At 57.0% G+C, this 15,599-nt stretch carries 9 protein-coding genes and 2 tRNA genes; 9 read left to right on the top strand and 2 right to left on the bottom strand.

Features of this window, described 5'->3' with window-relative positions:
- The first annotated feature begins 385 nt into the window (after positions 1-385).
- From ACYASS_RS11540 to ACYASS_RS11530, 3 genes are all read left to right on the top strand, one after another.
- Positions 386-1,723: an OprD family porin gene (locus ACYASS_RS11540; protein WP_463586201.1), complete on the top strand. Its 1,338-nt coding sequence runs from the start codon at positions 386-388 to the stop codon at positions 1,721-1,723.
- 171 nt (positions 1,724-1,894) lie between these two features.
- Entirely contained in the window at positions 1,895-3,610 is a 1,716-nt protein-coding gene (locus ACYASS_RS11535) for a proline--tRNA ligase (protein ID WP_463586200.1), read from the top strand.
- 73 nt (positions 3,611-3,683) lie between these two features.
- Positions 3,684-4,637 (top strand): hypothetical protein, encoded by a 954-nt coding sequence (locus tag ACYASS_RS11530; protein WP_463586199.1) that lies wholly within the window; start codon positions 3,684-3,686, stop codon positions 4,635-4,637.
- A 123-nt stretch (positions 4,638-4,760) separates the two neighbouring features.
- On the opposite strand, the gene dinB is transcribed toward ACYASS_RS11530, so the two are convergent.
- Entirely contained in the window at positions 4,761-5,822 is a 1,062-nt protein-coding gene (gene dinB / locus ACYASS_RS11525) for a DNA polymerase IV (protein ID WP_463586198.1), read from the bottom strand.
- A gap of 260 nt (positions 5,823-6,082) precedes the next feature.
- Here dinB and ACYASS_RS11520 point away from each other — a divergent pair.
- From ACYASS_RS11520 to ACYASS_RS11505, 4 genes are all read left to right on the top strand, one after another.
- Positions 6,083-6,159, top strand: a tRNA-Met gene (locus ACYASS_RS11520).
- A gap of 334 nt (positions 6,160-6,493) precedes the next feature.
- Positions 6,494-6,570, top strand: a tRNA-Met gene (locus ACYASS_RS11515).
- Between the two features lie 327 nt (positions 6,571-6,897).
- Positions 6,898-9,540, top strand: coding sequence for a bifunctional lysylphosphatidylglycerol flippase/synthetase MprF (gene mprF, locus ACYASS_RS11510; RefSeq protein ID WP_463586197.1), 2,643 nt, complete (start codon positions 6,898-6,900; stop codon positions 9,538-9,540).
- The gene (locus ACYASS_RS11505) at positions 9,540-10,874 is read left to right on the top strand and encodes a virulence factor family protein (protein WP_463586196.1); all 1,335 of its coding nucleotides are present in this window, start codon (positions 9,540-9,542) and stop codon (positions 10,872-10,874) included. Before mprF ends, ACYASS_RS11505 begins: the two co-directional genes overlap by 1 nt.
- 212 nt (positions 10,875-11,086) lie before the next feature.
- Here ACYASS_RS11505 and ACYASS_RS11500 read toward each other — a convergent pair whose 3' ends face one another.
- The gene (locus ACYASS_RS11500; protein WP_463586195.1) at positions 11,087-12,985 is read right to left on the bottom strand and encodes a potassium transporter Kup; all 1,899 of its coding nucleotides are present in this window, start codon (positions 12,983-12,985) and stop codon (positions 11,087-11,089) included.
- Between the two features lie 289 nt (positions 12,986-13,274).
- Here ACYASS_RS11500 and rimO point away from each other — a divergent pair, with 289 nt between their 5' ends.
- Entirely contained in the window at positions 13,275-14,618 is a 1,344-nt protein-coding gene (gene rimO / locus ACYASS_RS11495) for a 30S ribosomal protein S12 methylthiotransferase RimO (protein ID WP_463586194.1), read from the top strand.
- 361 nt (positions 14,619-14,979) lie between these two features.
- Positions 14,980-15,432 (top strand): GNAT family N-acetyltransferase, encoded by a 453-nt coding sequence (locus ACYASS_RS11490; RefSeq protein ID WP_463586193.1) that lies wholly within the window; start codon positions 14,980-14,982, stop codon positions 15,430-15,432.
- Positions 15,433-15,599 lie beyond the last annotated feature (167 nt).

Here is a 15,599-nt window from a genome sequence, read left to right as displayed (position 1 = left end):
CTCATTCCGCTAAGCTTTGTGCACGGTTGTTGCTATGTTACTGAGCAAGGTTGCATTCACTTCTGGCGGATCAGAAGAAAAAACAGCAATCAGGCAAGATGCGAAGAGGCGTTCCATGGAGGAAACAGACGTAGTGCATAGACTTTTTAACTCTATGCTCATGCATTCGAAGTACAGCAGTAGTTGCATGAAAACTATGTATTTACGACACAGCAGTAATCGTTTGCGACAACGCCGTAAAGATTTTGCAAGGTCAGGTCTGTAACTATCGCCACCCATGTCAGCGTGATATAGATTTCGCCGACACAAAAAGAAAGAGCCGTCCAGATAAAAAAACAGGTGGACGGCAGTACTCTTCTCTTAAAAACCAAAGGAGCAAGTCACGATGAGAGTGATGAAGTGGAGCGCAATCGCACTGGCCGTTACTGCCGCCAGTACTCAATTGGCAACGGCAGCACCGTTCGTCAGTGACCAGGCCGATGCCAAGGGTTTCATTGAGGGCAGCACGCTGGATCTGAAGGCTCGCAACTATTATTTCAACCGCGACAAAAAAAACACCAACGTTGACGACAAAGACTGGACCCAAGGTTTCTGGGGTAACTTCAGTACGGGTTACACGCAAGGCACAATCGGTGTCGGCGTTGAAGCCTTTGGCTATTTCGGCCTTAAGCTGGACGGTTCGGACAAATACTCCGGCTCGGGCAACCTGGTGACCAACAGCCAGGAAGAAAACGAAGACAGCTTCGGCAAAGCCGGTGGCGCCGTTAAGTTCCGCGTTTCGAAAACCGAGCTGAAAGTGGGCGACATGCAGCCGACCAGCCCAGTGTTCGCAGTTGGCGGTTCCCGCTTGCTGCCACAAACCGCTAGCGGTATCAGCCTGCAAAGCAGCGAAATTGCCGGTCTTGATGTTGAAGCAGGTCACTTCTACTCTGGCACCAGCCAGGACGATACCAGCCACAGCGGCGGTATCTTCGCAAACTACTCAGGCGTTGAAGCGAAAACCGCTGACTTCGTAGGCGGCAAATACGCCATCACTGACAATCTCGGTGTCGCGTTGTACGGCGCCAAACTGGAAGACATCTGGAACCAGTACTACGCCAACGTGAACTACGCGTTGCCGCTGACCGATTCCCAGTCCCTGGCTTTTGATGCCAACATCTATCGCACCACCGACGCCGGTAGCGCGAAAGCTGGCGACATCAGCAACACCGCATTCTCTGGCTCTGTTGCCTACTCGTTCGCAGCGGCTCACACCGTGACCCTTGCTTTCCAGAAGATCAATGGTGATACGCCATTCGATTACATCGGCATCGGCGACAACAACAAGGGCGGCGACTCGATTTTCCTGAATAACTCGATCCAGTACTCCGACTTCAACGGCCCTGGCGAAAAATCCTGGCAAGCTCGCTACGACCTGAACATGTCTCCGTATGGCGTGCCAGGCCTGAGCTTCATGACCCGCTACATCAAAGGTTATGACATCGACGGCACCAACCTCTCCGCCAACTCTGCATACCGCACCAGCACTGGCGCACCGCTTTACGGCGCAGACGGCAAGCACCACGAAACCAACTTCGAAGCCAAATACGTTGTTCAGGCGGGTCCAGCCAAAGACCTGTCGTTCCGTATCCGTCAAGCATGGCACCGCGCCAACGACGATCAGGGTGAAGGCGACGTTAACGAGTTCCGTCTGATTGTCGACTACCCGATCTCGGTCCTGTAATCGCCACTCAGCTTCTCGTTTAATGAAAAGCCCGGCTGATGCCGGGCTTTTTCATATATGGGTCAAACAGATTTCGCTGCAATCCTGAGAACCTCACGGCCTGTACGGGACTAGACACTGCCCGTACAATGCCCAGTCATTTCCAGTCTCAGCAACCGACAACGGCCTACCATGCGCACCAGTCAATTTTTGCTCGCCACACAGAAAGAAACCCCTTCCGATGCGGTCGTGGTCAGTCACCAGCTGATGCTGCGTGCCGGCATGATTCGCAAACTCGCTTCCGGCCTGTACACCTGGCTCCCCATGGGCTTGCGTGTATTGCGCAAGGTCGAAGTCATCGTTCGTGAAGAAATGGACGCTGCTGGCGCACTGGAAGTATTGATGCCGGGCATTCAGCCGGCAGAGCTGTGGCAGGAATCTGGCCGCTGGGAACAGTACGGCCCTGAACTGATGCGCCTGACCGACCGGCACAACCGTGACTTCTGCCTGGGCCCAACCCATGAAGAAGTCATCACCGATCTGGCCCGCAATGAGCTCAACAGCTATAAACAGCTGCCAATCAATCTGTACCAGATCCAGACCAAATTCCGTGACGAGATCCGTCCGCGCTTCGGCTTGATGCGCGGCCGCGAGTTCGTCATGAAAGACGCCTACTCGTTCCACGCTGATCATGCCTCGCTGCAGGTCACCTACGACCGTATGCACCTGGCGTACTGCAATGTGTTCTCGCGTCTGGGCCTGAAATTCCGCCCGGTCGAGGCTGATAACGGCTCGATCGGTGGTGCAGGCTCCCACGAGTTCCACGTACTGGCCGAGTCCGGCGAAGACGATATCGTGTTCAGCGATGGCTCCGATTACGCCGCGAACATCGAGAAAGCCGAGGCTGTCCCACGCGAAACCAGCCGTGGCGCTGCAACTGAAGAGCTGCGCCTGATCGATACACCGGATGCCAAGACCATTGCGCAACTGGTAGAAGGCTTCAACCTGCCGATCGAAAAGACCATCAAGACCCTGGTGGTCCACGCCGCAGAAGAAGGCAAGCTGATTGCCCTGATCATTCGTGGCGACCACGAACTGAACGAAATCAAAGCCGCCAAACTCGAGCAGGTCGCAAGCCCGCTGGTCATGGCCTCCGAAGCCGAACTGCGCGCTGCTATTGGTGCCGGTGCTGGCTCGCTGGGCCCGCTGAATCTACCGCTGCCTTGCATCATCGACCGCTCCGTTGAACTGATGAGCGACTTTGCCATTGGTGCAAACATCGATGACAAGCACTACTTCGGCGTCAACTGGGAACGCGACCTGCCGGTTCCGGCCGTCGCCGATTTGCGTAACGTCGTTGCTGGCGACCCTAGCCCGGATGGTAAAGGCACCCTCGAAATCAAACGCGGTATCGAGGTCGGCCACATCTTCCAGCTGGGCACCAAGTACAGCGAAGCCATGAAGTGTCAGGTACTGGGCGAAAACGGCAAACCGGTCAACCTGTCCATGGGTTGCTACGGCATCGGCGTATCCCGTGTGGTTGCTGCTGCCATCGAGCAGAACAGTGACGAGAACGGCATTATCTGGAATGACACCCTGGCACCCTTCCAGATAGCGCTGGTACCACTGCGTTACGAAACCGAAGCAGTCCGCGAAGCGACCGATAAACTGTATGCCGATCTGACCGCTGCGGGCTACGAAGTGCTGCTCGATGACCGTGACAAGAAAACCAGTCCGGGCAACAAGTTCGCGGACATGGAGCTCATCGGCATCCCGCATCGCATCGTGGTCAGCGATCGCGGTCTGGCCGAAGGCAATCTGGAATACAAGAGCCGGACCGAGTCCGAAGCCCAGGCCTTGCCGGTTGCCGAGGTACTGTCCTTCATTCAGGGCCGCGTTCGTCGCTGAGTCTTGATGGCGCTCACCTAAAGGTGAGCGCCATCGTTTCAGTCATCACCTGCCTTAATTCGCAAGAGATCTCATGTTCAAGCGATCCCCCCTTAACCTAGGCTGCGTGATTCTTTGCGTATCCCTGGTCAGCGGCTGCGCCAATCAACTGTCGCAACGCAGCGAGCACGAAGAACGTGTCGAGCGCAAATTGCTCTCGCACAACGTTCAGATCGACCTTGGTGAGCCCAAGACCCTTGAGCTACCACAACGACGTGTGCGTATTCACGAACACAGGACCTTTGAGGTCACCGAATTTGAAGTAACCCGTCTTTACGATCGATACACCCCCTATCAGCCATGGCGGGAAATCTACGAGATCCCCCTCGGCGCAGTGGCGGTCGTTGCGGGTGTTGGCGCAAACGTCGTCAACGTCTTTGCACTGGGCCGTCTACCGGATAGCGTGACCAAGGATTGGATCAACTACGGCGTTGCCGGACTGAACCCCTTCATGAACGCCCCGTCCCACGGTCGCGCCCAACAAAACCTGGCCGGGATCAACGAAGTCCAGCGGGATAAAAGAATCGAAAACTCGACGCTCCCATGGAGTGAACGCCCGGTGTTGGTCAAGGCGGGTTCCCAGAGCCACGAACTCACGACTGATCGCAACGGCGTATTACGCCTGAGCCTGCTGGACAGTCCCTTCGCCGAACAGGACCTGAGCCATGTCACGCGCCTGTATCTGAGCGTTGAAGACGAGCAGGACAATACCCACGCCAACGCAGACCTGGCGGTCAGTCGGACACTGCGCGGTAAATTGATTGAAGCCCACGGACTTATTTATGACGACCTGGAAGATGACGAAGTCAGTCAGTGGGTCTATCGGGTCAAACGCCTTTCGGATCTCGGCCTGGAAGAGGAAGCCAGCGATCTCGAACAAAGCCTGATCGAGATGACCCGTGACGATCCGCAACTGCAGCAGGAATTTTTGAAAGCACTGGCCAAGGATGCGGGTCGACTGGTAGCGGATCCAGGCGCTGAAAAGTGACCTGAAACGCTCTGTTTTTCTGTAGGAGCTGCCGAAGGCTGCGAAGCATTTATCCTGACACAACGCCTTCGCAGCCTTCGGCAGCTCCTACGAGTAACCTGTTTGCTTCGCGATAAGGCGCAGTCAGCGCGCAAACAGTTCCAACTGCTCATGTGCTTTTCGCAAATCATGCAGACGCACACCAATCCCCAGCAAACGGACCGGCTTGCCGCCCCGGGCAAATGCCTGCGTCAGCAGATGCTCGAAGCTGTCCAGATCCCGACCAATCCCTGCCTGCTCAAGTGTCGTCTGGGTGAAATCGTGAAACTTCACCTTCACAAACGGTTTGCCAGGTCGGTATTGCCCCTCCATCCGCTCTATTCGCCCGTTCAGTGTTTCCAGCAGCTCCGGAAGTTTTTCCAGGCAACTGGCCAAATCAGGAAGATCCGTGTGGTACGTATTTTCCACGCTCACCGACTGACGCCTGCTGTCGTTTTGCACGGGCCGCTCATCAATCCCACGAGCCAACCCCCACAAACGCTCGCCGAACGAGCCAAACTCTCGCACCAGTGCCAGCTTTTTCCAGTCGCGCAAATCGGTACAACTGATAATCCCCAATCGACCCAGTTTGTCGGCGGTCACTTTGCCAACGCCGTGTAGCTTACTGACGGGTAATTGCGCGACAAAATCCTCGACCTGATCCGGAGTGATCACAAACAGGCCATTGGGTTTCTTCCAGTCGCTGGCGATTTTGGCCAGAAACTTATTCGGCGCGACGCCAGCCGAGACCGTGATATGCAGTTGGTTGGACACCCGCCGCCGAATATCCTGCGCGATACGCGTTGCGCTGCCGGAAAAATGGCCCGCATCGGACACATCCAGGTAAGCCTCATCCAGCGACAAGGGCTCGATAAGGTCGGTGTAATCACGAAAGATGGTCTGGATTTCTTTGGATGCTTCCTTATAGGCCTCCATTCTCGGCTTGACGATGGTCAAGTCCGGACAAAGCTTCAAGGCATGCCGCGAAGACATCGCCGAACGCACGCCGTAAGCCCTTGCCTCATAGTTGCAGGTTGCAATGACGCCTCGCTTGTCCGCAGAGCCCCCCACGGCCAGCGGCTTATTGGCCAACCGAGGGTCATCGCGCATTTCGATGGCTGCATAGAAGCAGTCACAGTCAACATGGATGATTTTTCGCTGCGTCATGTAAGAGTTTTGCGAGAGACGTGGTCGGCCAGTATCTCACTCGTGTCGACATGTGACATCTGGTGATGTGCCGGTCTAACGGAAAACTGACGCAAACCCTCTTCAGAATGACCCTGGATATTGGCTGACAGCCCCGCCTGGCAGTGCTTACAGCCTGTCCGCACGGTCAACAACCTACGCTAACCAATTGAAGGAAAAGCAATTTTTTTGAATTAACAATTGACACCCCTGCGATCCTCTGTAGAATGCCGCCACACAGACGCGGGATGGAGCAGTCTGGTAGCTCGTCGGGCTCATAACCCGAAGGTCGTCGGTTCAAATCCGGCTCCCGCAACCAAACATCAAAAAAGGCTACTCGAAAGAGTGGCCTTTTTTGTGCCTGTCGTTTGAGCAGAAAATACGACCATCTGTAGGAGCTGCCGAAGGCTGCGAAGCATTCATCCTGGCGCACCGCGATTGCAGCATTCGGCAACTCCTACAGAAATAGGGGCAGCCTTGCGGATTAGCCCCACCCTTCACGACTCGTCTTGCACAGCTGTCGGCAAGCACCACCAAAACTCTTTGCAGGTCCGGGACTTAAACCTCCAACCACACAAATCGACCTGATTTGTCGACTTTTCACATTAATGGTTGACACCTCGCCGTTCGGCTGTAGAATGCCGCCACACAGACGCGGGATGGAGCAGTCTGGTAGCTCGTCGGGCTCATAACCCGAAGGTCGTCGGTTCAAATCCGGCTCCCGCAACCAAACATCGAAAAAGGCTACTCGAAAGAGTGGCCTTTTTTGTGCGCGCCTGAAAAGTAACGCAAGCCTCTGGCGCAGAAAGCAATTTCCGTCCACCCCGCCCCACCGAACGCCCTCCTTGTAACGTAATATTACAAAACCCGACAGTTTTACAGCCGTCTGCCGATAGCTGTTTAATAGCTGAACTGTTGCTGAACAGCTCCATGAACGCACAGGCTACATTCGCTCGTTAGACGATGACGCGCTAACATCTCGAAATATTTTTTGCGTAGGGATTGGTAACTTGGCTGTATACCTCCATTCTGTCGCGCACGATCCAAGGAGTGATTGATGCGCGCTAACCCGTCAGAACCGAACGAAGCAGTTACGGCGAATCAACCTATCCAACCTGCTCGCCTCCAGTGGCTGGAGCTGTTGAGTAAATACCGCCAGCCAATCGGGCTGGGCGTCACGCTTTTGCTATTCGCCGTGGCCTTGATCGCTTGCCGACATATGTTGAGCGAGCTCGATCTCTATGCACTGCAAGACTCACTGCTGAGCGTACCGGGGCCGTCTTTGGCGGGCGCCCTGCTCGCAACAGCAATCGGCTTCGTCATTCTGCTCGGCTATGAGTTTTCCGCCAGCCGTTACGCAGGCGTTAATCTGCCTAACAAAACCCTCGCACTTGGCGGCTTTACAGCATTCGCTATTGGTAACGCTGTAGGCCTGTCAATGCTGTCCGGCGGCTCGGTGCGCTATCGACTGTACTCTCGCAAAGGCATCGGCGCGGTAGAAGTTGCCCGTATGACGCTGTTCGCCAGCTTGTCGCTCGGCTGCGCACTGCCACCACTGGCAGCATTGGCGACTCTTAGCAACCTGTCCGGAGCATCCCTTGCGCTACATACACCTGTAGACCTGCTGGCAGCGATTGCAATCGGCGTTCTAGTGCTGACGGCCGTGCTGGCCATTGCAGTTTATCGCCGCCGACTACCAGAGCAGACGATCCCCCATACCCTGCTGGTGCGTGCCGGACGCCGCACCCTGCGCCTGCCTGGCGTGCGCCTGACGCTGATGCAACTGGTGATCACTGCACTGGATGTCGCAGCGGCCGCCACTGTCCTCTATCTACTGCTGCCACAATCGCCACCATTCGGGGCCTTCATGCTGATTTACCTGCTGGCACTGGCCGCAGGTGTGCTTAGCCATGTACCGGGCGGCGTGGGCGTTTTCGAGGCGATCCTGCTCGCAGCCTTCGCTAACGAACTGGGCGCGGCGCCGCTGGCTGCCGCATTGCTGCTGTACCGGATGATTTACGTCGTCCTGCCGCTGTTGTTGGCGTGTCTGGTGCTTCTGTTCACAGAAGGTCAGCGCCTGCTACCGACCAAACAGGCGATGCGCGTTGCATCCGGTCTCGCCGCACCGATCCTCGCGCTGCTGGTGTTCCTTTCCGGCGTTGTGCTGTTGTTTTCCGGTGCGACGCCCGAAATCGACACCCGCCTTGAGGATCTGGGCTTTCTCATCCCCCACCGCCTGATCAACCTTTCACACTTTGGCGCCAGCCTTATTGGCGTTCTGTGTCTGCTGCTGGCTCAAGGGCTGCGACGCCGCCTCTCGGCCGCATGGATGCTGACGGTCATTCTGCTATTGGCAGGCGCCGCACTGTCGATGCTTAAAGGCTTCGACTATGAAGAAGCCACTTTACTGATCCTGACTGCGGCGCTGCTGGCCATTTTCCGCCGCTCGTTCTACCGGCCAAGTCGCCTGCTGGAACTGCCATTCTCGCCGCTGTATCTGGTGGCGACACTCTGCGTACTGGGGGCATCGTTCTGGCTCCTGCTGTTCGCCTACCAGGACGTGCCCTATAGCCATCAACTGTGGTGGCAATTCACGCTGGACGCGGATGCACCTCGCGGGCTTCGCTCAGCGCTAGGCAGCGCTGTTTTGCTGGTCATCGTTTCGCTGACCTGGCTGCTGCGCACCGCACGACCGGTGATCAAACTCCCGGACGCCTCAGAGCTGGCCAAAGCCGCCGAGATCCTCAATGCATCGTCACAGCCTGATGGCGGACTGGTGCTGACCGGCGATAAAGCCGTTCTACTGCATCCCGAGGGCAACGCCTTTCTGATGTACGCCCATCGCGGCCGCAGCCTCGTTGCCCTTTATGACCCGATCGGCCCGACTCAGCAGCGCGCCGAGTTGATCTGGCAATTCCGCGACCTGTGTGACGTGCACCACGCCCGCCCTGTGTTCTATCAGGTCCGCGCGGAAAATCTGCCGTTCTACATGGACATCGGCCTGACTGCTATCAAGCTGGGTGAAGAGGCGCGGGTCAACCTGCGGCGCTTCGACATCGAAGCCAAAGGCAAGGAGATGAAAGACCTGCGCTACACCTGGAACCGGGGTGGACGTGATGGTTTGTCGCTGGAAATCTATGAAGCAGGCCAGGCACCGCTTGATGAACTGAAAGTCATTTCCGATGCCTGGCTGACAGGTAAAAACGTGCGCGAAAAAGGCTTCTCACTGGGCCGCTTCAGCCCTGAGTACCTCAAACATTTCCGCATCGCAATCATCCACTTCGAAGGCAAGCCGGTAGCGTTCTCCAACCTGCTTGAGACATCGCGTCATGATCTGGCCAGCCTGGACCTGATGCGCGCTCACCCTGATGCTCCGAAGCTGACCATGGAGTTCATGATGGTCGGGCTGATTCTGTATTACAAAGAGCACGGCTACGAACGCTTCAGCCTGGGCATGGTGCCGCTATCGGGCCTGCAACCACGCCGGGGAGCGCCCCTGACACAGCGCCTGGGCTCCATGGTGTTCCGTCGTGGCGAACAGCTCTACAACTTCCAGGGCTTGCGCCGCTTCAAAGACAAATTCCAGCCTGACTGGGAACCTCGTTATATGGCCGTGCCCGCCGGACTTGATCCGCTGGTGGCACTGGCTGACACCGCCGCCCTGATTGCGGGCGGCCTGACTGGATTGGTGAAACGCTGATGATTCAACGCTACCGGCGCATTTTGCTCGCAGCACTGCTGATTGTTTTGGTTCTGGTTCTTGGGGTCTGGTTGTGGAGCCGCCCCGCCCCCCCCGCAGCACTGGAGCGCTCCGCATTGAGCGACGGTTCAGCGGTGATCAGCGTAACGCCTGGCAACCGGGCCAAAGTTCGGGTTGCGCTGGCCGTGACCGCCGACGACCTGTTGTCTGACAAACAATTGCAGGCCCTGAGTCAGGACGCTTCCGCCCGGATCATTCAGGTTGTATTGCCAAAGGACAACTGCACCCTGCAGCAGAAGACCTTCAATGAAGCTCTGGGCAAGCTCGATGAAGCGCCAACAGTCGTAGCCGGTATTGGCCCGGGGGCAACCCTGGCCTGGCGCTGGCTCGCGGGGCAGAACAACGACAAAGCGGAAGCAATTTCAGTAGGCTTCTATCTGGAAGTACCTTCTCAACCGGTCAAGACGCTAGAGCCCGATGAGACGCCGCCGGTTATCTGTGATGTGCCGTTGCCCAAGACCGCCCCGCACGGTCACTGGATGGTTGCGTGGAACGACGCGCCAGACGACGAGCCTGCAGCGTTCGTGCGCGATCAAGCCAACGCCGACACCAGCATCAGCGACTACGACATCAAGCTGCCACAGGTCCTCAACAGCGAGCTGCGCCGCAAACTGGTTGGCGAGGATGACAAAGGTGGCGGTCTGGGTATCCCTGTCGTAGAGGTGCCTGCTGCGCAACCCTCCGACACTGTAACGCTGTTCCTGTCCGGTGATGGCGGCTGGCGTGATCTGGACAAAGTCGTTGCCGGGGACATGGCTGGCATGGGCTATCCAGTCGTGGGTATCGATGTCCTGCGTTACTACTGGGAACACAAATCTCCTGAGCAGACAGCCGCTGACCTGACCGAACTGATGCAGCACTATCGGCAGAAATGGGGCGCCAAGCGCTTCATCCTCGCCGGTTACTCATTTGGCGCGGACGTCCTGCCTGCCGTTTACAACCGCCTGCCACAAGAGGATCAGGAGCGCGTTGACGGCATGATCCTGCTGGCCTTCGCTCGTACGGGCAGCTTCGAAATCCGCGTTGACGGCTGGCTAGGCGCCGCGGGCAAGGATCTGCAAACCGGTCCGGAAATGGCTAAATTGCCCGGTGAAAAAGTACTGTGCGTCTATGGCGTCGAAGAGACCAAGGAAAGCGGCTGCACCGACACCACCGCTGTCGGCGAGAAGTTGCAATTGCCGGGTGGTCACCACTTCGACGAAAACTACCCGGCGCTGGCCAAGCGCTTGATTGCTTTCATCAATAAGCGTCAAGGCAAGGCTACAGCGCAGTAAGCTGATTTACGGTAGTACAAAAAAATCCCCGTCAGCTGTGAGGCTGCGGGGATTTTTTGTTGTGGAGTTTGTCCATGTAGACCCGCATCCCTGTTGGCGCGAGGCTTGCCCGCGAACCCGTCGACTCGGTGTATCAGACCCACCGCGTTAACGCTCTTCGCGGGCAAGCCTCGCTCCAACAGAGGGACACATGTGCGGTGCGTGCCGCCAAACTACATCTCGACCTGCGTCCCCAACTCGATCACCCGGTTAAAGGGCAACTTGAAGAAGCGCAGATTGCCGTTGGCATTCTTCAGCATGAAAGCAAACAGCGCTTCGCGCCATCGGGCCATACCGACCATTTTTGACGGGATCACCGTCTCACGACTCAGGAAATAAGTCGTACGCATCGGGCTGAAATCCAGCTCATCCAGATGACAAAGGCCGAGCGCGGCAGGTACATCCGGCTCATCAATGAAACCGAAATGCAGGATCACGCGATAGAAGCCTTCCCCATAGGCTTCAACCTCAAAACGCTGCTGCGCCGGAACCCTTGGAGTGTCTTCATAGACAACCGTCAACAGCACCACCTGCTCATGCAGCACCTGGTTGTGCAGCATGTTGTGCAACAGGGCATGAGGCACTGCATCGCTGCGGGCAGTCAGAAACACCGCTGTCCCTTGCACCCGATGAGGTGGCTGGACACGAATACTGCTGATAAAAATCGGCAGTGGCAGCCCGCCTTCGTCGATGCGGTCAACCAGCAATTGCTTGCCGCGTTTCCAGGTGGTCATCAGAATAAACAGCACCACCCCGGCAATGACCGGAAACGCGCCTCCCTGAATCACTTTCGGAACGTTGGCAGCAAAAAACAGGCTGTCCACGAACAGCAGCGCCAACAAAAGCGGCACCGCTAGAACGGCAGGCCACTTCCAGAGCAGCAGCATCACGGACGAAACCAGAATGGTGGTACAGAACATCGTCCCGGTGACTGCGACACCATAAGCCGAAGCCAGCGCGCCCGAGGACTCGAAGCCCAGCACCAGGAGAATTACCCCCACCATCAACGACCAGTTCACCGCACCAATATAGATCTGGCCTTGCGCGTCACTGGACGTGTGCTGAATGTACATGCGCGGGATGTAGCCGAGCTGAATGGCCTGCAGCGTCATGGAGAACGCCCCGGAAATCACCGCCTGAGAGGCAATCACCGTCGCCAGGGTCGACAAGCCGATCAGCGGCAGCAAAGCCCAGCCGGGCGCCAGCAGATAAAACGGGTTACGCGCAGCCTCTGGATTCTCCAGAACCAGCGCGCCCTGACCGAAGTAGTTGAGGACCAGTGCAGGAAGGACCAGCGCGAACCATGCCCGGGCAATCGGCTTGCGACCAAAATGCCCCATATCCGCGTACAACGCTTCGGCACCGGTCAACGCCAGCACTACAGCGCCAAGGATCGCGACGCCAATACCGGGATGAATGATAAAGAAGCGCACCGCCCATACCGGGTTCATTGCCTGCAGCACTTCAGGCTGATGCACGATGCCGTTGATGCCCAAGAGCCCGAGCACCACAAACCAGGTCACCATCACCGGACCGAACAGCACGCCAATACGCGCGGTGCCATGACGCTGGATCAGGAACAGCGCGACCAGCACCACCAGTGCCATCGGCACAACCCAATGCTCGATGCCGTCAAAGGCCAGCTCAAGCCCTTCCATCGCAGACAGCACGGAAATCGCCGGAGTGATCATGCTGTCGCCATAAAACAGCGCAGCTCCAAACAAACCGAAAACCACCATGGTCATCTGCAGTTTCGGATACTTGATCGTGGCCCGCCGAGCCAGTGCGGTGAGCGCCATAATGCCGCCCTCCCCTTGGTTGTCGGCGCGCAGGATGAAGACCATGTATTTGAAGGAGACGACCCAGATCAGCGACCAGAAGATCAGCGACAGAATGCCAAGCACGGCGTCATGAGTGACGTCCACGCCATATCCGCCCTGGAACACTTCCTTGAGGGTGTACAGCGGACTGGTGCCGATATCGCCATAAACCACGCCCACCGCCGCCATCAATAGCGCGAGTGGTTTTGACACTGGATGCCCGGTATCAGCCTGACTGCTTGCTTGACTCATTTACCACTCCGGAAACCGAGGCTTTAACTGTAACAACACGCGATAGTGCTTTGAGTCGCCAATACTTAATGCGTGCGACCGACATCGGAAAAACCGACATATTTCGTAACGACGCGAAGCATAGCGCAGCACTCGTCGTAATTCTCTGCATAACGCTGGTCAATCGCCGGGCTGATCGCTAGAATTGCGCACTTTTTGATCAGAGGCGCACGAATCCGGTTCCGGATACCAGCGCCCAGCTGTTGCCTCGGCCATATGCCGAAGCCCACATCTCCGCCGAGGTTAGTCAATGTCCACCGTCACCACGCCATCCGCCCCGAAGGTCGGGTTTGTAAGTCTGGGTTGCCCAAAAGCCTTGGTCGACTCCGAGCGCATCCTTACCCAGCTGCGCATGGAAGGCTACGAAGTCGTACCGACTTATCAGGACGCCGACGTCGTTGTGGTCAATACCTGTGGTTTCATCGATGCCGCCAAGGCCGAATCGCTGGAAGTGATTGGCGACGCCATCAAAGAAAACGGCAAGGTCATCGTCACCGGCTGCATGGGCGTTGATGAAAGCGTTATCCGGGACGTTCACCCAAGCGTGTTGTCCGTTACCGGCCCGCAGCAATATGAGCAAGTGGTCAACGCCGTTCATGACGCAGCGCCGCCGAAACTGGACCACAACCCGCTGATCGACCTGGTCCCCCCTCAGGGCGTCAAACTGACCCCACGCCACTACGCGTACCTGAAGATTTCCGAAGGCTGCAATCACAGCTGCAGCTTCTGCATCATCCCGTCGATGCGCGGCAAACTGGTCAGCCGCCCGGTAGGCGATGTACTCGACGAAGCCCAGCGCTTGGTCAAGGCTGGCGTAAAAGAACTGCTCGTGATCTCTCAGGACACCAGCGCCTACGGCGTCGACGTCAAGTACCGCACCGGTTTCTGGAACGGTGCCCCGGTCAAGACGCGCATGACCGAGCTGTGTCAGGCACTGAGCTCAATGGGTGTATGGGTCCGCCTGCACTATGTTTACCCGTACCCGCACGTTGATGAGCTGATCCCGCTGATGGCCGCCGGGAAAATCCTGCCGTACCTGGACATCCCGTTCCAGCACGCCAGCCCGAAAGTGCTCAAGCTGATGAAGCGTCCGGCCTTCGAAGACAAGACCCTGGCCCGTATCAAGAACTGGCGTGAGCAATGCCCGGACCTGATCATCCGTTCGACCTTCATCGTCGGCTTCCCTGGCGAAACAGAGGAAGACTTCCAGTACCTGCTGGACTGGCTGACTGAAGCGCAACTCGACCGCGTCGGCTGCTTCCAGTACTCGCCGGTTGAAGGCGCACCGGCCAACCTGCTGGACGCGGCGATCGTGCCAGACGACGTCAAACAGGACCGTTGGGACCGTTTCATGGCTCACCAGCAAGCCATCAGCGCTGCCCGCCTGCAGATGAAAATCGGCCGGGAAATCGAAGTGCTGATTGACGAAGTCGACGAGCAAGGCGCTGTAGGCCGCTGCTTCTTCGATGCTCCGGAAATCGACGGCAATGTGTTCATCGCTCTGGATGACAACAGCACCTTGAAGCCTGGCGACAAGGTCATGTGCCGCGTCACCGACGCCGATGAGTACGACCTCTGGGCCGAAACGCTCTGACGCTTGCTTGATCTGACGCCATAAAAAAGCCCCGCCCTTCAAACGGCGGGGCTTTTTTTGGCTTCGAAGGGCTAAGCTAGTCCGTATGCACTGCCGCCAATCGAACAGCTGTAATCCTTTAAGTGAAATGCATTTTCTGTAGAAAATCGCCCCCGTGTCCCTGACACCACGCTGTCTCGCGGCAGATATTGGACCTGTAGGAGTGAGCTTGCTCGCGATAGCGTCAGGCCAGACGCTAATTCTCAGCAGGTCTAAATCGCGAGCAAGCTCACTCCTACAGGTCCATGTTTGCCACGAAACAACGCAGCGCCTTGGCGACGTGTCAGGAACATAAAGCGACCTTCAATGGAGCCACCCCCCCATGCAACATCCGGTGATTTCCACGGCTGATAAAAATGACTATCCGCAGTTGATTCAAGTCTGGGAAAGCGCTGTCCGCGCGACGCATGACTTTTTGCCCGATGCTTATATCGCGCAGCTTAAGGAGCTGCTGTTGACCCATTATCTGGATACCGTGACGCTGTTCTGCACCCGGGATTCGCACCTGAATATCACGGGCTTCGCCGGGGTCAGCATCGGCAAGCTGGAGATGCTGTTCATCGACGCCGATCATCGCGGCCAAGGGCTGGGCAAACAGCTACTGGATTACAGCATCAAACACTTCAGGACCCGCGAGCTGGACGTCAACGAACAGAACCCGCAAGCGCTGGAGTTTTACCTCAAGCAGGGTTTTGAAGTGATCAGCCGTTCGGAAGTCGACGGGCTTGGGCAGCCGTATCCAATGTTGCGGATGAGACTGGAGCAGCGATTTTGATAACCAGGACCCCACCCGTAGGAGCTGCCGAAGGCTACGATTGCGGTGTATCAGGGGGAAATGCAATCGCAGCCTTCGGCAGCCCCTACAAGAATGCATTCAGTATTTTGTTTGATGGAAGTGGCTTCAGCTATGAAGGCAGCGACCCGATTACACACCATTTGCAA

This window comes from Pseudomonas sp. HP_14 (genome assembly GCF_055283875.1).
The sequence above is the reverse complement of the archived record's forward strand: the minus strand, read 5'-3'. Positions and strand labels throughout refer to the sequence as shown.